Raw genomic sequence first — 19,645 nt, 5'->3', positions numbered from 1 at the left:
TTTCCCGGCGCAAGTATGACCCTGCGTCGCGTTGCACTTTGGCATTTTACCGTGCATGAAGCAGCCCATGTTCCGAGACCCTGCTATCGACTGGAAGCCAGATGATCCTCTACCCCGCCATTGATCTCAAAGACGGACAGGCCGTGCGGCTTGTGCATGGCGACATGAACGAGGCAACCGTTTTCAATGATGACCCGGCGGCGCAAGCAAAAGCATTTGTCGATGCCGGATGCGAATGGCTGCATCTCGTTGACCTCAATGGGGCTTTTGCCGGTACGCCGGTCAATGCCGCGCCCGTCGAGGCCATTTTGAAGGCCTGCCCGGTCCCGACGCAGCTCGGCGGTGGCATCCGCGATCTTGCAACCATCGAAGGCTGGCTCGACAAAGGATTGGCTCGGGTCATCCTTGGCACCGTAGCGGTCGAAAACCCCGATCTGGTTCGGGCTGCCGCCAAAGCCTTCCCAGATCAAGTGGCCGTGGGAATTGACGCGCGCAATGGCTTTGTAGCGACCAAGGGCTGGGCGGAAGAGACAGATGTTCAGGTCACCGATCTCGCCAAGTCCTTCGAGGATGCCGGCGTCGCCGCCATCATCTACACCGACATTCTGCGCGACGGGGCGATGGGCGGGCCCAATATCCAGTCGACAGCAGATCTGGCGCGGGCCGTAACGATCCCCGTCATTGCCTCTGGCGGCGTGTCGTCGCTGAAAGATCTCGTCGCCCTGCGCGATTGTGGCGCAGATTTGAATGGCGCAATTTCCGGCAGAGCGCTTTATGATGGGGCCATCGAACTCGAAGAGGCGCTTGCCGCCCTGAAAGCGTGACTCAAAATGGCACCACAGGTTAACAAAACAAATTTGCCGACGGAAAGCCCGCTGCACAGCCGGGTTGCTCCGGGCGATTTTCTGGATTGCTACAAGGTCGTCAGCAATCTGGCGGCACCAGAAGCCGCTGAGATCATTGTTAACTTCCCAAGTTGGGCAAAAGCCCTTGTTTTGCTGCGCAATATCGTCGTCGCCCCTTTCGGGCTTCTGAACGATGGCTCCGGAGCCGTTCAGAAGTTCGGCCCCTTCCCGGTCGAAACCATGTCCGAGAGCTCGGTGGTTGCGGGATTTGACGACAAGCACCTCGATTTTCGGGTCAATATTCTGAGTGTGAAGGGCGACGTTTACCTGGCCACCTGGGTTCATCCACACAACATCGGCGGCCGCCTTTATCTGAAAGCGATCATGCCATTCCACATCCTGATCGCACGAAACGCTTTGATGCGTATTGCGACCGTCGACAATCGAGACCAATATGATCCCTTGCCCGAATGACCTGACATGCTGAAAACCCGCATTATTCCCTGTCTCGACGTCGCTGACGGACGTGTGGTCAAAGGCGTGAATTTCGTCGATCTGCGGGACGCCGGCGACCCAGTCGATGCCGCCATCGCCTATGATGCGGCAGGCGCAGACGAGCTGTGTTTTCTCGACATCACCGCCACCCATGAAAACCGCGCCACGATGTTCGATGTGGTCACCCGCACCGCTGAGCATTGTTATATCCCCTTGACCGTGGGCGGTGGCGTGCGCACGCCCGCTGACGTCCGCGCCCTGCTTCTGGCGGGCGCTGACAAGGTTTCTTTCAACTCTGCGGCGGTGGCCAACCCGGATGTGGTGGCGCAGGCCGCGGACCAGTTTGGCAGCCAGTGCATTGTGGTCGCCATTGATGCCAAAACGGTCGCCCCTGGAAAATGGGAAATCTTTACCCACGGCGGCCGCAAGCCAACCGGCATTGATGCCGTAGCCTTTGCCCGAACGGTTACCGAAAAGGGGGCTGGCGAAATCCTCCTGACGTCGATGGACCGGGACGGCACCCGTGCGGGCTTTAATCTGCCCCTGACGCGCGCGATCGCGGATGCGGTGCCCGTTCCGGTGATCGCGTCAGGTGGCGTCGGCACCTTGGATCATCTTGTCGAGGGCGTCACCGAAGGCGGTGCTTCGGCGGTGCTTGCCGCTTCGATCTTTCACTTCGGCGACTACACAATCGCGCAGGCCAAAGAACATATGGCCGCCGCAGGTATTCCCATGAGGCTGACATGACCCTTGAAGATCTGTTCCAGACCATTCAGGCGCGCAAATCTGCCGATGCCAAAAGCAGTTGGACCGCGCAGCTTTTGGCCAAGGGGCCAGAAAGATGCGCGGAAAAGTTCGGAGAGGAAGCCATAGAGGCGATCATTGAGGCCATCAAGGGTGACAGGCAGGCACTGACATCGGAAGCCGCCGACGTTCTTTACCATTTGCTGGTGATGCTTGCGTCCCGTGATGTCCCCCTGGCAGACGTCATGACCGAGCTTGAACGCAGGCAAAGCCAGTCCGGCCTTGCCGAGAAAGCCGCCCGGGATTGATCCCCTACAGCTTTGACGAAATGATCCCGGTCGCAAATCCGCCCATGCGCAACTCTCCAAAGAGCCGCTGATATTCGATCTTCGGGCACCGGTCCTGAATGACCGTCACGCCACGGGCCTGCGCTTTTGACGCCGCGCCCGCGTGTGTCACCCCGATCTGCATCCAGATTGTTTGCAGGGACGAAAACACCTCCAGGGCTTCATCAACAATCGCGGGAACGGCCTCGGAGCGCCGGAAGACGTCAATCATATCGATCTCCTGATCGATTTCAGACAGGGCGGATTTTACCGTCCGCCCGAACAGTTGCTTACCTGCATGACCGGGATTGATGGGAAAAACCTCGAAACCCTTCAGAGTAAGATAGCGGGCCACGTAGTAACTTGGCCGCACGGGATTCATGGACACCCCGACCACGGCAATCCGCCGGGTTCTTGTGAGCACGTTTTTTAACAGATCGTCAGGATATTGCATGGGGTCGACCCTATCACTGTCACTCTATGGAAAAAAAGAGCGCCCGATGCTTTGAGGCAAGGGGCGCGAAGAGGTACGGAACGAGGGACAGTCTTGAAAATCAACGAGCGTTCCGGGCTCATTGATGTATCTCGTAAGTAAGCGCTCTGGAGCGCATATCCAGACTGTCTCGCAAATCTGTGAACGAAGCGTTAATTGAAGCGGGCGAATTGCCCAAACATCGTCAGTCAAAGATGTCCTCGATGACGTCAAAAGCCTCTTCCATCAGGTGCTGCATAAAACCCTTGCGTCGTTTCCGGTATTTTTTGTGGGATTTGTGTTTTTTGTATTTTTTCCGGGTGTCGCGCAGCTCAGTATTGCGCACGGCCGAGGGTTTCACCAATTCCTGCTTGCCGGGATGTGATTGCGGCAGGCGTTTGAGTTCATGCAAAGGGGCGCCACAACTAGAACAGGTCAGTTCATGGCGATTCCTGCCCAGCACCAGAGCAGCGCGTGTTCCGCAATAGCAGCAAGTGGCGATCTTAGTGGAATAACCCATTCAATGTCCTTCGTCCCAGCACTTACAAAGATGCTCTACTAGCATATAGGGCAATTGCTGCGGCATTTGAGACGTTGAGCGATCCGAATTGCCCTGCCGCGTCAATCCGCACCAGGGCATCAACCGTTTCCTTGGTTTTTTCACGCAAACCTGGCCCTTCTGCGCCAAGAACAAGTGCCACGGGGTGGTCGCGTTTGCCGTCAACCGCCGCTTCGATCGACTGGGTGGCCTCCCCATCCAGGCCCAGCACCAGATAGCCCATGCCCTGCAAAGACTTGATCGCATCCGCAAGATTACGAACCCTCAAATAGGGCTGTCGTTCCAGCGCGCCGCTTGCCGTTTTCGCCAGTGCACCCGTCTCCGGAGCAGAATGATGGCGCGTTCCGATGACAGCTGACGCACCGAGGACTTCTGCGGATCGCAAAATCGCACCGACATTATGCGGGTCCGTGACCCGGTCCAGCAATATCACGCGCGGCGAACGCGCGCCGATGCAAACATCCTCCAGCCTGCCCCAATCAAGCGGCTTCACTTCAAGGGCGGCACCCTGATGTACCGAACCGGGATCAAGAGGCGCATTGAACTTTCTGGGATCAACCACCTCGGGCGTCATAGCCGCTGTCTCGATGGCATCCAACAGCTTGTTTTGTGCGTTCAGAGTGACGATCAGGCGTAGCTTTTCGCGGGTCGGGTTGACCAGAGCATCCCGTACCGCGTGCAATCCAAACAGCCAGACCGTCTCACGGGTCTGAGCTTTCTTGCCCTGCTCTTTTTGAACAACCCACTTTGGTTTTTTCATCTTCCGGGTCCCAATGCTGCCCGCGTCAAAAAGGTGGTGATTTCGCCTTGACGCCTCTTGGCACCGCTTGTAATCACGCCACCACCGCTGATGCAATGCAAAGCGGCGTGGGCGACAGGCCGCAAGGTGTGGCAGGGGACTGTAACTCCCTCGCGGAGACGCACGCCTGGTTCGATTCCAGGGTCGCCCACCATTTCTTCAAAACCAATGACTTAGGCTGCATGGACCGCCGGTGGTCCACAATGGTGGGACACATCCTGCGCCTTGCATCCTATACCTATGCCTCTCGCCACAGAATTTTTACTTCCGTTTTCCGCAACCAAATGGAACTACACCCAGCCAGATTACGATCCCACTTGAAGGTTTCGATGGGTACGCGCAGCCCGGTTGCGGCAAGGTTTGTCGCTGCACGTGCCGTATCATCGGTAAGACACTTCTTGCCGACTTCGAGGAACTCCTTGGACCAGCTATAATACAGGCTCTGGGCAATATCCTCACGTCGGCACAGGCCAGCAATGCAATACTCACCCTTTAGGCCATCCAACACGATCCTTATCTTCTATTCGGCAGAATACTGTTGCGCGTCGCACGGCGAATGTCTTTGACCACTTTCTCGCTGTGGCTCTTTCGTGTCCCGGGTTTCTGTCTCATTTCCACTCCTTGGTGGTTACGATGTACCAGAAACCATCTCTTATCAAATCGCCCTAAACTGTCCCATTGGTGCGGAACCGGCTGTGCATAACCTGTTGCTGAAAGACTATGGGCGCAAAGACGTGCTGAGCCTTGATCAGTTCTTGGATGGGCATCTATCTGAAAAGAACCGCGCACAGCAGCCCACAGGTGATTATCGCCTGTTTCTGCATTGCACCGAAAAAACGGCCGACCCGCAAACTGGCCCACGTTGGCAACGTATCTTCGCAGGTCTCGGTCTGTCCCTGGAAATCGTAAAAATCGGCTGTTGCGGAATGGCGGGTTTGTTTGGTCATGAGACTGAACACCAACAGATGTCTAAAGATATCTTTGATCTGTCTTGGCGCGATGCTTTGCAAGACAAAGTGGGGAAAGCGGTGGCGACAGGTTTTTCCTGTCGTTCGCAGGCCAAGCGCTTTGCAGGTATAAAACTGCCCCATCCAGCCCGCATTCTCGCCGACCACCTACAAGGAGCTTAAGATGACCGAAGCGCCCGAATTGGATGCCGCACTTGCCGTAATGCAGGCTCATCTTGACGCCCTGAATGCCCGTGACGAGGAAGCCATCGCCCTAACCCTACATTTCCCGCACTACCGGTTAAGCGGCGGCAAAATGCGCATCTGGGATAGGCCGGGTGTGTATTTCGAAGATTTCCGGAAACGTGCTGGCGAAGAATGGGGCTACACCAAATGGGGAGAACTCTCTCCCCTTCAGATCAGTTCGGAAAAAGTGCACCTGTCTGTCCAAGTGGATCGCTACCGCGCAGACGGTTTGCCTTTGACATCCTTCAAATCGCTCTGGGTCATTGCGCGGATCGATGACGTATGGGCCGCACAGCTCCGGTCATCTTTTGCCTCGGACCTTTAAGCTTGAGATAACGAGGAGATAACCTCATTCGATGACACGAAAGTGAGGTCTCGGTCTGGGTGAAATCAACACCCGCGAATGACCGATCTGGTGATGTTGGCCGCAACGCGGCAAAAAGCGCGCCGCATCTGCGAGCATATGCTGTGTTAGCAATAGCCGCAGTGCACAAATCCGGTTTGTCCCGCGATTTGTGACTTTGGCCTCGTCAAGATTTTGCTTTTGCAGCGAATGTCCGGAAAGCTGGCTGCATCCGCAGCATCGCGTAAGTACGTCCAAGGTTGGCATTAGGGCCGTCCGTGGCGCTGCGATCTGGACAAGTTCTGGGGCCATGCCGCGACCAATTTAACGGCGGAAGAGAGCCCAAATCGAACATGAATTAGCCTCAGCAGAAGAAACCATGCGTTGACTTCTTGATCATTATTTCGCCACCACCCAACGCAACGAAATCAAACAAAACCCCATCGAAGTTACAAGTTGCGGTCCATCCTTCGTATCCTGATGAATTGTTGAACGCATCTAGTCTCAAGTTGTCGCTGAAATGCAGAGCTAAATCGCCGGTCTCTCGAGCCAATGCGGCTTTTGCAATCGATTGCCCGCCGAGTGAATTATTGGCAACTAATTCTCCATCAACCGGTTCCGAATTGCCGAATAGCTGCCCATCGTCCTCGTCCACGAACAGAATTCGCCCCTTGCACACAATGCGCCAAGGCACATTCAACGCAATAAGACTACCGCCCGAAAACTCAAACAACCAATCGTTTTCTCTGCGTTTAATCGACAAGCACCTTTGACCGACCATGCGGTCTTCGAACATATAGAGGCCGTCTTTTTCCATGGTATTGCACTCCATCGGTAGAGATTTACGCGATATCAAGGCGTGATCGATGTCAACTTCAATTAGCCGGGGAACTAGTTATCAACGAATGTCTGCAAGCAATCTATCCAATACATGTGCCAATCAGCCAAACCTTAGACGAAGCCGACTTTGGCCATCGCCTTGATGTTGGCTACTTTCAGGGCAATATGGAAATGGGGCGCTAGTTTCGGAGAGTTTAATGGCTCATCGTCACACAAAACAAAAACCAAAATCTGTGGGCGTTGTCGGTGATGGCGATGACGTAGAATTGCTCGAAGATTTTGAGGCGGTATTTGCAATCGCAATTACTGACAAAGAAGCTGAGAGTATTCTTACCCTTGGAGAAGCTCACGAAATTATTTGCTCAAAAATACCAAAGAACCACGAAGAACAGGTCAAATGCTTGTCTGCGATGGCCTACTACCGGCTGAACCGAGCAATAAAAGCGCATGGGAAAATACAACCGTTGGAGCGTCTTGAACTTCGCGCAGGAACGAGCCCCAAAGTTTTCCAAAAGCACCTAGAAAACAATAGCAATCTAAGTCTTGAATTCCTAACTCGCATAAGCTCTTGGGTCGTTGCGCTGTTCTTGCTGCAATTCGTGACATGGATCGCAGCCACAATTGTGTTTTCTGGCATGCTCTCCATTATTGCTGGTTTTTTGACCTTTTCATTCACCCACGCTCTTTGGAGGATTGCAGAACATCGGGACAGACATGTTTGGGCCTTTGATGGGACCATCGCCGATTTGTCGAGGAGAGCGGCAGAAGTCAATTTTGGGAAATTGGTTTCGTTAGGCGGCAAATGGAATGAGACGGAAGTTTGGAGAACTATGACGTCTGTAATTCAATCCCACACTGGTTTTCCGCAAGACCAAATGACACCGAAGATGCAATTCATTTAATTTATTTGCCATGCAGTTGTGTCGACTCTGGGCTCACAGCGGACATCGAGCGATTTCGGTTGGGTTTTTGAGCTTCGCGGGCGACGAATGTCAGCAGCGCAGACAATGCACCACTATGCTAGAATTTCTTGGGCGGCAGCATTAGAAAACTAGTGCAGACATAGTACAGTACCGTCGAGCTTGCGTTGAAGCTGATTTACCTAAAGGTGCCAAATATTCGGCACTCGTAGATACCCGCTGTCTCATTTGCGGACACGACCCGCGCGACTGACTCTTTGGACTTGGCAGTTGTGTTGCCTTTGCATGTTCTGATGGCCGCTGTGCGAGCTTCCGAAGCAGTGCTGAGGTCCCAAGCGAAGCCAGACGCGCCCGTTTTACTTGTAGCTATGGCGATGTAATCCCCAGCCTGGGTTTAGCACCGCAAATGTTGCCCCCAAACCACGGACCGCAGATCAAACCCCGCCATCGTAAAACAGTAGGCGCCGACCACAACGAAAAGTACCTGATGTGGTGTAAAACGGATCTAAGTGAGGTGGAGATCATGGCACCGTATGATCTCTTTTCCCCGCAATACCAATCTAAGTCACCTCAGATGTATTCAGCTGGACGATATCTTTTGTCCGATTGGGTCAAACAACGCTCCGAGCTAACATCTGACGGATTTGGTCGATTGACGGTTGGCAGCCCGAAGCCGACACTGGATTTGAGCGGCAATGGTCGGAGTCGCGGACCTAAGCCGCCTTTCGGTGCATTTGCACCGATGACCGCTTTTCAGGAAGGGTACCACTTGACCGAGATTGGGGAGCCAGCGGTGTTCGCCACCTCCCTTGAAGCAAATGAAAGTGACTTGGGACTGTCAATTAGACACTTAAACTGATTGCCGAACTATACCTTCCAACTCAAGAAAGATATAGTCCGACAATTCAATGCTACTGGGCTTTCATCTCTGTAGATATATCAAACGCCAAAGTCCCAACGGGCAGAGCAAAACCGAAAGGTGTGGTATCGATTTCAGCGGAGGCATGGAACCCCAACCAGTCCCCTTTGTAATAATCGAGAAACTGCGCAACGGGATGCTTGCCCTGGTGAATCAATTCGACTTTCAGAGTCGCAGGCACAGCCACACCTCGCAGCGTCACATCGCCGACAACGTCAGCGGTTGTCTCACCAGTACGTGTGATCGAGTTTGAGACGAACTGAATGTTTGGGTGCTCATCGACTTTCAAAAAATCTGCGTTTTTTATGTGATCATCAAGCGGACCGAACCCGGTTGAGACTGACGCCGCATCAATCGTCACTTCCAGTGTTGCGGAAGTTGGATCATCAAGGTCGATGGACAAAGTGCCATCGGCACGGTCGAATTCGCCATGTTGCCGCGTGACACCTGCGTGGTCCCAGCCGAAGCGCACCTCGGTGTGGCCAGCGTCTGTCTTAAATGTGCGGGTCTCGGCGAATGCCGGAAGGGCGAGCGCTGTCACAAGCGTTGTAGCTAAGATAATACGCATAGAGGAACTCCCAAAGTTGAGTAAATTATTTATTTGACGGCATCATATAATTTGATAGCAGCGGGTAATACTAGGAGGAAGTATGAGTGATAACGCAGACGTGAAAGCCGCAGCAACCGAAGACGATGCCCTGCCAAATCCTGACCCTGCTCATGTAGCGGTCTGGATTGCGCTAAACCGGGCAAGGTTGTCGTTGATGAGAGGGGTTGATCGGAGGCTGCGAGAGGAAGGGTTGCCGCCGCTCACCTGGTACGATGTTCTTTGGACTATCGAAAAACTGGGAGGAGCAGCGCGCCCCGCTGCGATCGTCGATGAGTTGCTATTCGAGCCATCTGCGCTTTCTCATATGGCCCGACGAATGGAGGCTGCTGGATTGCTTAAGACTTGTGTTGCCGAAGAGGATCGACGTGGGAGGGTGTTGCGTATTACCTCGAAAGGTCTGCGCGCGCGCGCCGCGATTTGGCGAATCTACGGTTCTGCGCTAAAGGCCCGCCTTGCTCCACTTAATGAACTCTCGGACATCGATTCAGTTGCCAAGCTATTTGAAAACATAGCTGACGTTCGTTTCGATCAACCACCTAACGCCGCCAAGTGTAGTCCATGAGTTGAGCTCGGCAGACATTCGACAAATCACAGTCTTCGGTAGATTTAGGGCTCTTCGCCGACATTAGCCGCGCGACGCACCATTAACTGCGGCTAGCCCAAAGCGGGTCCTTCTGCTTTTCGCGATGATCGAGCCAAAGGTTCGTTTTGGCCGCTACAAGTGTGGCCGACGGAGTTCGTCGCAGACACCGACGACTTCATTCTGAGGTAGCCTGTTGAAACAAAGGGGACGTCAGCCCATCGGCCGCTTCTCGATCAAGAGCGCGAGGTGATGTTAGCCCGCGTCACGCATGTCTTTGCGCGGTTCGGTATCCTCCCTTAGCGGATCGACTTGCCACTCGCTCCATTTGGTTTCCAACAACCAGCCAACTTGCTCGGCGGGAACCGCCTTTTCGAACAGGAAGCCCTGACCCAGTGAACAATCGAGCGACTGAAGATATCCAAGATCGTCGCACGATTCGATACCCTCTGCGGTCACGTCAAGCTCAAGCCCGTTTGCCAACGCCATAATACCGGTAACAATTTTCTGGTTTTGCGGTTCCATCGCGATGTTTGTTACAAAACTCCGGTCTATCTTAATCCTGTCAAAAGGCAGTTGCCGAAGGCTTGCCAGACTGGAATATCCAGTGCCAAAATCATCAAGCGCAACCGAGACACCCAGTTTCTTCAACGCATTCAGTTTTTCCCGCGCAACCTCAAAATCATGGATAACAGAGCTTTCGGTGACTTCTATTGTCAGCCGCCTCACATCAAAATTGCAGCTTTCCACGATGTCTTTGATCTGATCGACAAGTTTGGGGTCATGAAACTGGTAGGGAGAAACATTGAAAGAAATCAGTAGACTTGGATCCCAGTTCTTCGCTGACATACAAGCCTGCTGCAATATGCTGATGCCAAGATTTCCGATCTGGCCGCTGTCTTCTGCAATCGAAATGAATACATTGGGGGGGATGTTACCGCGTGTTTTATGGGTCCATCGTGCCAGAACTTCAAATCCAACGAGTTTATTCGATTCAATTTGGATGATTGGTTGAAACCAGGGTTCGATTTCTGACCTCTGAATGGCCTCCCGAAGGTCAGCTTCGATTTCTGCCCGCTCATGAGATTGTTTATCCAACTCCGCATCATACCAGGCAAACTGACCTCTGCCTTCGCTCTTCGCCATGTACAATGCCTTGTCAGCTCGGCGCATGGCCTCGGCATAAGGCGTTGCAGTGCTCCACATTACCAGTCCGATGCTACTGCTGATGAAAATCTGACTGCCTTCAAAATCCACAGCCTCTTCCATGGCGTGCAGAATGCGTCGAACGGCACGTTCTGCGCTCTTCGCGTCGACTGCGCCCTGAAAGACAACTGCGAACTCATCGCCTCCAAGTCTGGCGAGGTTACCGACACCATTGACTTCGTTCTTCAGCCTTTGGGCAACTGTTTGGAGCGTCACGTCCCCCGCTGCATGACCGTGCAGGTCGTTTACAGGTTTAAACCTGTCAAGATCGACCATCGCGACGACCAGTTCGTCTGGCTCTCGATGTCCATTTTCGATTTCTTCAAGTAGGGACGAAAACGCCCGACGGTTCAAAAGCCCGGTCAACGGATCATGGCTGGCATTTTTTTCTGCGCGTTGGCGTTGGAACTCGCGTTCAGTTGTGAGTTTTTTCAACCTGCGCCACTGGAAAAAGACTGAAAACAAAAGAGCAATCGTCAAGTTCACGATAAGCAATGCCAACTCGTCCAGATCCCAGTCTTCATGAGCTCGACTGTATTCGTAAAACCGTTCGAATAACTCCATCTCAGCCAACAGTAACCAGGTGGCGATTGCAGTAACAAAAAATGCAACGGGTATGCCAGTCGCCTTGACAAGGTCACGGAATGAAAACGGAGAACTTGAAGTCATGTTGTCCTCTTGGAAGCGGGAAGTTCATTGCGGAATACCGAATGCTCATCAGAGTTTGATGAACGAACGGCGCAAAATGTGTTTAGAAATTTAGCAAGTGGCTGAGTTTGGAAATGACAAAAAGGCGGCCATTTGCGATAAGTAGGGGCTAAAGAATTATTGTCTCGAAGTTGCTATCGCCGACACTTTGCAAAGCCCGCTCTCTGCACCTAGCGGAAGCTCACGCGCTATGCAGTGAAGGTCAGCTTTGTACCCTGCATTGACCTGTTCCTCCCGGTTAGCCATGCAAATGGGACAAAGCGTAACCTGCCTATCGAGCGGTTGCAGTCAAATGAATGGTTTATCGGTCTGGCAGGCGATCTAGGATCGCCCACCATTCTTTCCTGAGCAGTAGTTTTTGGCATTGCTGGATATCAACGATCGAACGATCGTATGTGCTGCCCCGCGGCTAATGAAACGATAAGCTAGGCTGCGCAACTTCGCCAACCTGCTTAGCCTTTCGGCATTCTCAAAACGAGATTGCGACCGCTTTTCTGGTATCTCAATTCGCTGTCTCCGATGGCCGAGATGCGACCGCCGTCTATTCTATCTCCGACCTGAACTTTTTTGTATCTACCGTTTGCGAGGCGCACCAGCGCGCGTCGGTCAGACGGAGTGCCATAGACCCCGATCAAGTTCACCTTTCGCAGGTTTATCGCGTTGCGCACCGTGGCTTCACGCGTCACCGATGCGCTTGAAGGTATCTTGGGCGTGACCGTTCTGGGCGCGATGCTGGCCGCACCAACAGTGGCAGCGGAACTGGCGGTCTTTTGCGCCCGCGCCACGATCTGATTGAAGTTACTGGGGCGCGCATCGGGGCGCAGCGAGGCCGTGACAGCCAATTCATCGCTTGCTTGCCCACTCTGCGTATCCTGTTCGGCCAGCGGCGTGGCGCCATCGCTCAAAGGCACCAGGCTTGCTGCGGCGGCGGCTGCCGCGGTCTCAACTTCCGAGATCGGCCGGATGGGAGGTCGGAACTGTGCCAACTCGGCGCGCGTCAATCCATCAAGTGTGGCCCGCTCGGTCGTTTCCTGAAGATCCCCTGGACGTTGGCGCGGACGAAAACCCGCAAGAAGGGCAATCGCCGGATCAACCTCAACAGCTGGCGCACCCCTCTCAGGAATGGCATCAGGGCGTGAAGGAGGTGCACCAGCAAACACCTCAATGCCGTCAGGAGACAGCGTTCCCTGCGCGCTCGGCACAACTAGACCCCTGTTATCAAGGGAAAATTTTGTTCCAGCGGCGGCTGGCGAGCCGGGATCATCGAACATGAGATCGCTTTGCGTATCGGAAACAGGGGGCAAGGCGACCGCGTCAAATGCGGGCTCGATCGGATCTATGCTTGTCACGTAAAGGTCTTCAATATCGACCAATGCCGGTGGCTGTGGCACCTGGGGTGCCTGCGGCCAGATACCTGTGACTGCGTAGCTGGCGCGCGCATCCTCATCCCTTGGAGATGCCGCATCGTCTGGGTCTTCGTTCAGAGGCGTCCGCAACGCGTCGAGAACCGCTGCGTCTTCATCGGAAAGGCTCGCTTCTTCAACGCTCCCGGTCGCTGTATCGAGGGCGGCAGGAACATCGGCGGGAGCCGGTTGCAGTGTCGGCGGCGAAACCTGCACGGCTTCCGTTTCAATACTTGCTCGCCCACTCCGGTCAAAGAGCCCGGCCAGTCCATCCTGGACATATCCCGATGCCCAAGCCGCTATGCCCGCAAGAAACACCAACAACGCGACGGTCAGCAAAAAAGCCACGTATAAGGGCGCCCCTTGTCGCGGTTTTTGTTCACGAGCGCCAAAGACGGTCAGCCGTTCCATGTCGGACTGCGGGGCAGTCTTTTTTGCTTTTTCAAGAACTGGTGGCACCCGCACTGAACGGGCTTTGGGTGCCACCAAAGGCGGTGCCGCGGTTTCTGCAAACCCGCGTGTCAGCACTTCGGTTGGCGGTTCGGAAAACCGCTGGTTTGGCGCGGAAACGGGTGGCTCTGCGAAACCCCGGGTCATTTCTTCGGGGCGTGGCGTGATTGGGCGTTCGTTTGGCTCTGGTTCAGCCGTCAGGACCAATACATCTTTTGCCGCCGTTTCTCGTGGTTTGCGGCGCGAAGCAAATGCAGCCGTCTGAGAAATGACGTCGCGAGGCGGCAGACCCGGGTCTGCAACATCAAAAACCGGTTTGTCAGCAAAACCATCGCTTCCAACAAATTCCGCAGGGCCGACCTGTAGGGACGTCTCATCGGCAAGCTCAATATGAGGCGACGTGACTGACGCTGGCGTCGTCTCGACCGGTTCAGCTGCCGACTTGGAAGAAGGGACTTCCGCTTCGCCGATCACGACGATCGAAACGCCATCCGGTTCAACGACCTGACCGGTAGTCAGCAGAGTACGTGCCGCCTTGGAGGGGCCGAAAAAGGGCTCCCCCAAATAGGTGTTATCCCCGGGAATCGCCACGAAACTGACGGGGTGAAATCGATGGGTTTCCGCAAACGCCTCTGCTTCGTCCAAAGTCTCGTAGGCCACCGCAGCAATATGGGTAGCATCACCATCTTCCGAGACATCAAACGCCAAATCATCCACGGTATAAGGCGTTGCGCCATCCAGTGCTTGACGGGCTGCATCGCGCCGTTCAAGAGGTGTCATTCCCGGTGTTTGGATCGTCAGATACCGTATCTGTTCATTTGGAATAACAAGCTTGCAGCGCAGACCGTCAGGGGCCAGGGCGGTTGCCGTTTTTCGCATAACGGCAAGCTCATCCTCAAAGCCCGACGTGCTCGGCATAACTTCGCCGACCAAGCGCCACCCCCCCGCTGCGCGCAACAGCAGGCGCACACCTTCTAGGGAAAGGGAAAGCGCAAAGTTTGGTTTCATGCCTTGGGTTTAACAGCCTCTTGAGGGCTTGGACAGAAGGATAAACGTTATACCACCGATATAGCAGGTCTTCGCCGAGGAGTGGTTAACGAGGGGTTTACCGCTTGCCCTTGGCGGTTGTGCGGTATCTGCTGAAAGAAGAATGAGGAGAATAACGATGAGACTTTTTTTTGCGACTTTCTTGCTGATTATCTGCGCCTCCGGCATGGCTATGGCAGATCAGGCGCGGATCATCAGTACCACCGGACAAGGCAACGTTGAGACGGCACCCGATATGGCGACGCTCAGCCTCGGCGTGACCCATGAAGCGGCAGAAGCGGCAGCGGCGATGGCCGCCACGTCGCAAGGTGTCAGCGATGTTCTGTCGCGTCTGGAGCAGGCCGGCGTTGCTCCGCGCGACATGCAAACCGACAATGTCTCATTGCAACCCATCTGGTCCGGCCGGGGATCAAACAACAACACGCCCCCCAAAATTACCGGATTTGTCGCCAGCAACTCACTGACCGTAAGGGTCCGCGATCTGGCAGCCTTGGGGGGGCTTCTTGATCTTGTGGTGCGTGACGGTGCCAATACGTTCAACGGGCTGTCTTTTGGCTTGCAAGAGCCCAAGCCAGCCGCTGATGAAGCCCGTGCCGAGGCCGTTCGAGATGCCATCGACCGGGCCCAGCAACTTGCATCGGCAGCGGGGGTTGCTTTGGGGCCAATTCAATCCATCAGCGAAAGCGGTGGGTTTGCCCGCCCGCAAATGCTGGAAATGGCTGCCGCCCGGCAAATGGACGCGCCGATCGCCGCGGGTGAGTTGACCATCAGAGCCCAGGTCAACATCGTTTTCGCCATCGCCGACTAACATCGGCAAACATCCGATATGACGGGGCGCTCGTGAAAGCGCCCCCTTCGTTTAGCTAGTCGCCTTGGCAAGTGCCTGATCAAGATCGGCAATCAGATCATTGGCATTTTCCGTCCCGATAGACACGCGAACCACGCCCGGACCAGCACCCGCAGCTTCCTGCTGCTCTGCTGTCAGCTGACGGTGGGTCGTTGACGCAGAATGGATCACCAGGCTGCGTGTGTCACCGAGGTTGGCCACATGGCTGAAAATTTCCAGGGCATTTACAAATTTAACGCAGGCATCATAGCCACCCTTGATCGCGAAGGTGAAAAGGCCGCCTGCCCCTTTGGGACAGATTTTCTGCACCCGCGCGTTGTAGGGAGAAGATTTCAGCCCGGCATAAGTAACGTACTCAACACGCGGATCGTTTTCGAGCCAGCCCGCCAGTTTCTCGGCGTTTTCCACATGGCGCTCCATGCGCAGGGACAGCGTTTCGGTCCCCATCAGCGTGTAATGCGCCGCCTGCGGGTTCATCGTCATGCCCAGATCACGCAAACCGATGGCGATAGAATGGAAGGTGAAGGCGAGCGGGCCAAATGTCTCGTGAAATTTGAGACCGTGATAGGCGGGTTCGGGTTGGCTGAGCGATGGGAACTTGTCGTTGGCAGACCAGTCGAATTTGCCTGAATCCACCACACAACCGCCCGTCACGGTACCGTTCCCGGTGAGGTACTTTGTGGTGGAGTGCACAACCAGCGTCGCACCATGCTCAATCGGACGACAGAGGTAGGGCGTGGCTGACGTGTTGTCGACGATCAGCGGAATGCCAGCGGCATCAGAGATTGCCGAGATGGCATCGAGGTCGGTGATATAACCGCCCGGATTGGCAATCGCTTCGCAGAATACCGCGCGGGTGTCGTCGTTGATCGCGGCTTTGACAGCATCCAGATCATCGAAATCCACAAAGGTCGCTTCCCAACCAAACCGCTTGATCGTGTGGGAAAATTGCGTGACCGTGCCACCATAAAGACGGGTGGAGACAACGATGTTCTTGCCCGGTCCCATCAATGGGAACAGCGCCATGATCTGGGCTGCATGACCCGAAGAGCAACATGCTGCCCCAACACCCCCCTCAAGCGTCGCGATACGTTCCTGCAGGACCGCAACCGTTGGATTGGTCAGGCGCGAATAGATGAACCCGACCTCTTGCAGATTAAACAGAGCCGCTGCGTGATCGGCGTCGCGAAACACGTAAGCCGTCGTCTGGTAAATGGGTGTCTGGCGTGCGCCGGTCGCGGGGTCAGGGCGTGCGCCTGCGTGGATCTGCAAGGTGTCAAAGCCGTAGCTTGGGCCGTCTGTCATTGGGTTCCTCCTGAGGACTTCATTGCCCGTATCGTTAGGCCAAGGGTGCACGCCGCACAAGAGCAGCCCCCGGAATAGCCCGGCTCACCGCATCCAGAACCCGGCGGATTTGATCCGGTTGCGGATCGCGGCTTCCCGTCGCGGCAGATGATCACGATCAAAAAGTGCGCGCACTTTCGCGCCCCGACCCTGATAGACCATGCGCTTGATCGGCTCATATGATTTCAGCACTTTCTTGATCTTGTTAGGCGCGCAAACCTCTTCGAGCAGATCAATGACGGCATCACTTTCACGGGCGTAAAGCAGCGGAAAGACCCGGTAGTGGCAACTGATCGTTTCATCCAGCAGGCCATCGGGCAAGGCATCCCGCCCCCCTCCCAAGGCGTGGATGACGAGCGGCAGCGCGATCTGATCAAGCCAGGGGTCCATTTCCTGCGTGCAAAGCGCTTGAGGCGGATCATCCCTGATGCCCAGGGCGTATGTCTCGAATAGGGTGCCGAACTTTCGCGGACAATTGTAAAAGAAATAGCCCGCGTTGAAGTAGAGGTAGCGTTTCCAGTAATCGTCTGGCTGGCTCAGATCGAGCGAGCTTTCGAAATCCAGGCCAAACTTGTCATAGAGCGACCGCCAAAGACCGCTGTACCCCGGCCCGTAGAGTTCCGGCTTGGGCCAGGTTCCTTCGCAGCGCAGCGAGGCACCGGGGTGGTCGAAATCGAAAGGAACATCACACAGATCGCCCGTGATCATCGTGTCAGTGTCAAAAAACACAAAAGGTTCGTTTTCGGGCAGGTTTTTCAGCATCTCGATTTTATTGCCATATGGGTAGGCGGCACCAAAATGCTGGCTTTCAAAGGGTATGATCTCAGCCCCCAACTGCTCTAGCATATCACGTGCTGCGGTATCGGAGATGCGCGGGTCCTTTGGCCAAAGAGGACCCGGTTGCGGCTCGGCAACGAATACGCGGCCAGCAAAACCCGGGCTTGAATAACGCAGAGATGCGACAAACAACAATGCCTCGTAGGTCAGGCGACCGCGCTGAGCGACGATCACCACATTGAAGCTGCTGGGCGTTTGTACCATCCTGCCTGTCCCGGTTCTGGGTTTTCCCGGAACTATAGGGGTATACCCGCTCGGGCAAAAGCGCTTTGGCGCTGGCAGGGGTGCTGGTTGGTGACCTGCGTGGCTCAGAGCGCCACAGCAGGCTCGGACACTGCGCGATGATCTGTGGCAGAGCACCGACGGGGCCAGTCAATCTCCGGAGAGCCGACCGGTACCCGTCGTATATAGCGCTCGCCTTCAAAGCCAAGGGATCACTCAGCCGCAAGCTCGCCGTTGTCAATCTGCTCTTGCTCAATACTCTCGAACAGTGCTTTGAAGTTCCCTTCGCCGAAACCGTCATCACCCTTGCGCTGGATAAACTCGAAGAAGATCGGGCCGATGACCGTTTTGGAGAATATCTGCAGCAGAATCTTCGTCTCGCCACCATCAACAACGCCTTCGCCGTCAATCAGGATACCGTGTTTTTTCATCCGGTCGAGCGGTTCTTCATGGTCGACAACGCGGTCATGGCTGAGCTTGTAATAACTGTCTGGCGGACCTGGCATGAACTTCAGTCCACGCGACGCAATCTCGTCGGTGCTGTCGTAGATATCGCTGGACCCGACGGCAATGTGCTGGATGCCCTCGCCCTTGTATTTTTTCAGATAGGACACGATCTGGCCGGTCTCACCTCTGTCTTCGTTGATCGGAATGCGAATGCGACCGCAAGGCGATGTCAGCGCACGGCTCAGCAGGCCGGTAAACTTACCCTCGATGTCGAAGAAACGGATTTCCTTGAAGTTGAAGAGGTCACCGTAAAACCTGAACCACTTATCCATGTTCCCCTTGTGCACATTGTGCGTGAGGTGATCGAGATAGTAGAAACCGACACCGACAGGTTTGGACTGATCGGTCCAATCGAACTCCGTGTTGTAGGGGCTGGTGTCATAATACTGATCCACGAAGTACAGCAGCGACCCGCCGATGCCGACGATAGCGGGAACATCCAATGCCTTGCCCGGACCCTCATATGGCGTGGCCCCTTTGGATACCGCGTGATCGAAAGCCTGCTGGGCATCCACCACCCGCCAACCCATGGAAGGCGCGCAAGGCCCGTGATCCTCGACGAACCGTGCAGCAAAACTGTCAGGATCAGCGTTCAGAACATAGGTGATATCGCCTTGCTGCCAAAGCTCGATCTGCTTGGTTTTGTGATTGGCAACATGGGCATATCCCATCCGCGCAAAAAGATCGCGCAGCTCTTGCGGATCAGGGTGGGCAAACTCGACAAACTCAAAACCGTCGGTGCCAGCGGGGTTTTCTGCGGTGATGGTCGATTTTGGGGCGTCGTGCGGAAAGGGACCCATGGTGTTGCTCCTGAATGCGGTGAGTCGCGATATGTCGCGCAATTTGAGGCACCATACCGCTAATTCTGCGCGAATTCCGCGCAAAGAGCTCGTGAGTTCTGGTAATTTGCGCGGAATTCGCGCACCATCAGCCAAAATACTGGAAAAGGCACGCATGATGTTGGACGCCGTGGACACCCGCCTGTTGTCAGCGCTTCAAAAGAACGCCCATCTGACCGCGCAACAACTGGGGGAGATGTTGCACCTTTCCCCGAGTCAGGCAGGACGCCGTCGTCAGCGGCTCGAAAGCGACGGATACATTCAGGCCTACGTCGCACGTCTTGATCCGGGCCATCTTGGGTTACATGTGCAAGGCTTTGTGCAGGTCCACCTGGGCACACATGGGCCTGATCACTCCACAAGTTTCGCACGGCTGGTCAATACACGCCCAGAGATCACCAGTGCATGGACAATGACCGGTGATGCAGATTATCTATTGAGGGTCTACTGTGCTGATTTGCCCGCCTTAAATGCATTGATACACGACGTACTCCTGCCCCATCCCGCCGTGGCCCGCGTTCACAGCCAAATCGTGATGGATCAACTCAAGACCGACGGGCCTTTGCCAACCTGACGCCCCTAAAGGAGAC

20 protein-coding genes, 1 tRNA gene and 1 pseudogene are annotated in these 19,645 nt (G+C 55.0%); 11 read left to right on the top strand and 11 right to left on the bottom strand.

All coding sequences use genetic code 11. The annotated features are described in order from the left end of the window. Nucleotides 1-101 precede the first annotated feature (101 nt). The 4 genes from hisA to ACOTTU_RS01715 are packed head-to-tail and all read left to right on the top strand — an operon-like array spanning nucleotide 102 to nucleotide 2,392. Nucleotides 102-824, top strand: coding sequence for a 1-(5-phosphoribosyl)-5-[(5-phosphoribosylamino)methylideneamino]imidazole-4-carboxamide isomerase (gene hisA / locus ACOTTU_RS01730; protein ID WP_425655833.1), 723 nt, complete (start codon nucleotides 102-104; stop codon nucleotides 822-824). A 6-nt stretch (nucleotides 825-830) separates the two neighbouring features. Beyond that, nucleotides 831-1,319: a DUF2867 domain-containing protein gene (locus tag ACOTTU_RS01725; protein WP_425655832.1), complete on the top strand. Its 489-nt coding sequence runs from the start codon at nucleotides 831-833 to the stop codon at nucleotides 1,317-1,319. Between the two features lie 6 nt (nucleotides 1,320-1,325). Beyond that, nucleotides 1,326-2,087 (top strand): imidazole glycerol phosphate synthase subunit HisF, encoded by a 762-nt coding sequence (gene hisF / locus ACOTTU_RS01720; protein WP_298913137.1) that lies wholly within the window; start codon nucleotides 1,326-1,328, stop codon nucleotides 2,085-2,087. Next, nucleotides 2,084-2,392, top strand: coding sequence for a phosphoribosyl-ATP diphosphatase (locus ACOTTU_RS01715; protein ID WP_425655831.1), 309 nt, complete (start codon nucleotides 2,084-2,086; stop codon nucleotides 2,390-2,392). The genes hisF and ACOTTU_RS01715 overlap by 4 nt, the downstream gene beginning before the upstream one ends. Before the next feature lie 4 nt (nucleotides 2,393-2,396). Here ACOTTU_RS01715 and ACOTTU_RS01710 read toward each other — a convergent pair whose 3' ends face one another. From ACOTTU_RS01710 to rlmB, 3 genes are all read right to left on the bottom strand, one after another. Beyond that, complete coding sequence (locus tag ACOTTU_RS01710; protein WP_425655830.1) at nucleotides 2,397-2,864, bottom strand: CoA-binding protein; 468 nt, start codon at nucleotides 2,862-2,864, stop codon at nucleotides 2,397-2,399. Between the two features lie 223 nt (nucleotides 2,865-3,087). Further along, a complete protein-coding gene (locus ACOTTU_RS01705; protein WP_298913146.1) occupies nucleotides 3,088-3,402 on the bottom strand; it encodes a hypothetical protein in 315 nt (104 codons plus the stop codon). A 22-nt stretch (nucleotides 3,403-3,424) separates the two neighbouring features. Beyond that, entirely contained in the window at nucleotides 3,425-4,201 is a 777-nt protein-coding gene (gene rlmB / locus ACOTTU_RS01700; protein WP_425655829.1) for a 23S rRNA (guanosine(2251)-2'-O)-methyltransferase RlmB, read from the bottom strand. Between the two features lie 109 nt (nucleotides 4,202-4,310). Here rlmB and ACOTTU_RS01695 point away from each other — a divergent pair. Further along, nucleotides 4,311-4,394 (top strand) — tRNA-Tyr (locus ACOTTU_RS01695). Between the two features lie 183 nt (nucleotides 4,395-4,577). Here the strand turns inward: ACOTTU_RS01695 and ACOTTU_RS01690 are convergent. Continuing rightward, nucleotides 4,578-4,852, bottom strand: a pseudogene (locus tag ACOTTU_RS01690) (IS3 family transposase); the annotation flags it as partial. A gap of 83 nt (nucleotides 4,853-4,935) precedes the next feature. Here ACOTTU_RS01690 and ACOTTU_RS01685 point away from each other — a divergent pair. Further along, a complete protein-coding gene (locus ACOTTU_RS01685) occupies nucleotides 4,936-5,370 on the top strand; it encodes a hypothetical protein (RefSeq protein WP_425655828.1) in 435 nt (144 codons plus the stop codon). 1 nt (nucleotide 5,371) lies between these two features. Continuing rightward, nucleotides 5,372-5,758 carry a hypothetical protein gene (locus ACOTTU_RS01680; RefSeq protein WP_298922209.1) on the top strand — a complete coding sequence of 129 codons (387 nt, stop codon included), beginning with the start codon at nucleotides 5,372-5,374 and terminating at the stop codon, nucleotides 5,756-5,758. Between the two features lie 382 nt (nucleotides 5,759-6,140). Here ACOTTU_RS01680 and ACOTTU_RS01675 read toward each other — a convergent pair whose 3' ends face one another. Next, complete coding sequence (locus tag ACOTTU_RS01675) at nucleotides 6,141-6,593, bottom strand: hypothetical protein (protein ID WP_425655827.1); 453 nt, start codon at nucleotides 6,591-6,593, stop codon at nucleotides 6,141-6,143. Nucleotides 6,594-6,813: 220 nt separating this feature from the next. Here ACOTTU_RS01675 and ACOTTU_RS01670 point away from each other — a divergent pair, with 220 nt between their 5' ends. After that, nucleotides 6,814-7,518, top strand: a complete 705-nt coding sequence (locus ACOTTU_RS01670) for a hypothetical protein (protein WP_425655826.1) — start codon at nucleotides 6,814-6,816, stop codon at nucleotides 7,516-7,518. Nucleotides 7,519-8,447: 929 nt separating this feature from the next. Here the strand turns inward: ACOTTU_RS01670 and ACOTTU_RS01665 are convergent. Continuing rightward, complete coding sequence (locus ACOTTU_RS01665; protein ID WP_425655825.1) at nucleotides 8,448-9,023, bottom strand: YceI family protein; 576 nt, start codon at nucleotides 9,021-9,023, stop codon at nucleotides 8,448-8,450. 82 nt (nucleotides 9,024-9,105) lie between these two features. Between ACOTTU_RS01665 and ACOTTU_RS01660 the strand changes: the two genes are divergently transcribed. Continuing rightward, complete coding sequence (locus ACOTTU_RS01660) at nucleotides 9,106-9,627, top strand: MarR family winged helix-turn-helix transcriptional regulator (protein WP_425655824.1); 522 nt, start codon at nucleotides 9,106-9,108, stop codon at nucleotides 9,625-9,627. Between the two features lie 273 nt (nucleotides 9,628-9,900). On the opposite strand, the gene ACOTTU_RS01655 is transcribed toward ACOTTU_RS01660, so the two are convergent. Further along, nucleotides 9,901-11,415, bottom strand: coding sequence for a putative bifunctional diguanylate cyclase/phosphodiesterase (locus ACOTTU_RS01655; RefSeq protein ID WP_425655823.1), 1,515 nt, complete (start codon nucleotides 11,413-11,415; stop codon nucleotides 9,901-9,903). Between the two features lie 596 nt (nucleotides 11,416-12,011). Beyond that, nucleotides 12,012-14,420, bottom strand: a complete 2,409-nt coding sequence (locus tag ACOTTU_RS01650; protein WP_425655822.1) for a hypothetical protein — start codon at nucleotides 14,418-14,420, stop codon at nucleotides 12,012-12,014. A gap of 157 nt (nucleotides 14,421-14,577) precedes the next feature. Here ACOTTU_RS01650 and ACOTTU_RS01645 point away from each other — a divergent pair, with 157 nt between their 5' ends. After that, nucleotides 14,578-15,267 carry an SIMPL domain-containing protein gene (locus tag ACOTTU_RS01645; RefSeq protein ID WP_425655821.1) on the top strand — a complete coding sequence of 230 codons (690 nt, stop codon included), beginning with the start codon at nucleotides 14,578-14,580 and terminating at the stop codon, nucleotides 15,265-15,267. A gap of 51 nt (nucleotides 15,268-15,318) precedes the next feature. On the opposite strand, the gene ACOTTU_RS01640 is transcribed toward ACOTTU_RS01645, so the two are convergent. From ACOTTU_RS01640 to hppD, 3 genes are all read right to left on the bottom strand, one after another. Next, on the bottom strand, nucleotides 15,319-16,611 hold the full coding sequence (locus ACOTTU_RS01640; protein WP_425655820.1) for an O-acetylhomoserine aminocarboxypropyltransferase/cysteine synthase family protein: 1,293 nt from the start codon (nucleotides 16,609-16,611) through the stop codon (nucleotides 15,319-15,321). A gap of 84 nt (nucleotides 16,612-16,695) precedes the next feature. Then, on the bottom strand, nucleotides 16,696-17,691 hold the full coding sequence (locus ACOTTU_RS01635; RefSeq protein ID WP_425655819.1) for a hypothetical protein: 996 nt from the start codon (nucleotides 17,689-17,691) through the stop codon (nucleotides 16,696-16,698). Nucleotides 17,692-17,921: 230 nt separating this feature from the next. Beyond that, on the bottom strand, nucleotides 17,922-19,016 hold the full coding sequence (gene hppD / locus ACOTTU_RS01630; RefSeq protein WP_425655818.1) for a 4-hydroxyphenylpyruvate dioxygenase: 1,095 nt from the start codon (nucleotides 19,014-19,016) through the stop codon (nucleotides 17,922-17,924). A gap of 157 nt (nucleotides 19,017-19,173) precedes the next feature. Here hppD and ACOTTU_RS01625 point away from each other — a divergent pair, with 157 nt between their 5' ends. Then, entirely contained in the window at nucleotides 19,174-19,629 is a 456-nt protein-coding gene (locus tag ACOTTU_RS01625; protein ID WP_298913575.1) for an Lrp/AsnC family transcriptional regulator, read from the top strand. The last annotated feature ends 16 nt before the right edge of the window (nucleotides 19,630-19,645 follow it).

The sequence above is a fragment of the Roseobacter sp. EG26 genome (assembly GCF_049830555.1).
Classification (GTDB): domain Bacteria; phylum Pseudomonadota; class Alphaproteobacteria; order Rhodobacterales; family Rhodobacteraceae; genus Roseobacter.
Note: the sequence above shows the minus strand (reverse complement) of the source record. Positions and strands in the feature narration are given on the sequence as shown.

Excerpts from the sequence above, each read along its gene's own strand:
- hisA (WP_425655833.1), top strand. The coding sequence starts at position 102 with ATGATCCTCTACCCCGCCATTGATCTCAAAGACGGACAGGCCGTGCGG.
- ACOTTU_RS01725 (WP_425655832.1), top strand. The coding sequence starts at position 831 with ATGGCACCACAGGTTAACAAAACAAATTTGCCGACGGAAAGCCCGCTG.
- hisF (WP_298913137.1), top strand. The coding sequence starts at position 1,326 with ATGCTGAAAACCCGCATTATTCCCTGTCTCGACGTCGCTGACGGACGT.
- ACOTTU_RS01715 (WP_425655831.1), top strand. The coding sequence starts at position 2,084 with ATGACCCTTGAAGATCTGTTCCAGACCATTCAGGCGCGCAAATCTGCC.
- ACOTTU_RS01710 (WP_425655830.1), bottom strand. The coding sequence starts at position 2,864 with ATGCAATATCCTGACGATCTGTTAAAAAACGTGCTCACAAGAACCCGG.
- ACOTTU_RS01705 (WP_298913146.1), bottom strand. The coding sequence starts at position 3,402 with ATGGGTTATTCCACTAAGATCGCCACTTGCTGCTATTGCGGAACACGC.
- rlmB (WP_425655829.1), bottom strand. The coding sequence starts at position 4,201 with ATGAAAAAACCAAAGTGGGTTGTTCAAAAAGAGCAGGGCAAGAAAGCT.
- ACOTTU_RS01680 (WP_298922209.1), top strand. The coding sequence starts at position 5,372 with ATGACCGAAGCGCCCGAATTGGATGCCGCACTTGCCGTAATGCAGGCT.
- ACOTTU_RS01675 (WP_425655827.1), bottom strand. The coding sequence starts at position 6,593 with ATGGAAAAAGACGGCCTCTATATGTTCGAAGACCGCATGGTCGGTCAA.
- ACOTTU_RS01670 (WP_425655826.1), top strand. The coding sequence starts at position 6,814 with ATGGCTCATCGTCACACAAAACAAAAACCAAAATCTGTGGGCGTTGTC.
- ACOTTU_RS01665 (WP_425655825.1), bottom strand. The coding sequence starts at position 9,023 with ATGCGTATTATCTTAGCTACAACGCTTGTGACAGCGCTCGCCCTTCCG.
- ACOTTU_RS01660 (WP_425655824.1), top strand. The coding sequence starts at position 9,106 with ATGAGTGATAACGCAGACGTGAAAGCCGCAGCAACCGAAGACGATGCC.
- ACOTTU_RS01655 (WP_425655823.1), bottom strand. The coding sequence starts at position 11,415 with ATGGAGTTATTCGAACGGTTTTACGAATACAGTCGAGCTCATGAAGAC.
- ACOTTU_RS01650 (WP_425655822.1), bottom strand. The coding sequence starts at position 14,420 with ATGAAACCAAACTTTGCGCTTTCCCTTTCCCTAGAAGGTGTGCGCCTG.
- ACOTTU_RS01645 (WP_425655821.1), top strand. The coding sequence starts at position 14,578 with ATGAGACTTTTTTTTGCGACTTTCTTGCTGATTATCTGCGCCTCCGGC.
- ACOTTU_RS01640 (WP_425655820.1), bottom strand. The coding sequence starts at position 16,611 with ATGACAGACGGCCCAAGCTACGGCTTTGACACCTTGCAGATCCACGCA.
- ACOTTU_RS01635 (WP_425655819.1), bottom strand. The coding sequence starts at position 17,691 with ATGGTACAAACGCCCAGCAGCTTCAATGTGGTGATCGTCGCTCAGCGC.
- hppD (WP_425655818.1), bottom strand. The coding sequence starts at position 19,016 with ATGGGTCCCTTTCCGCACGACGCCCCAAAATCGACCATCACCGCAGAA.
- ACOTTU_RS01625 (WP_298913575.1), top strand. The coding sequence starts at position 19,174 with ATGTTGGACGCCGTGGACACCCGCCTGTTGTCAGCGCTTCAAAAGAAC.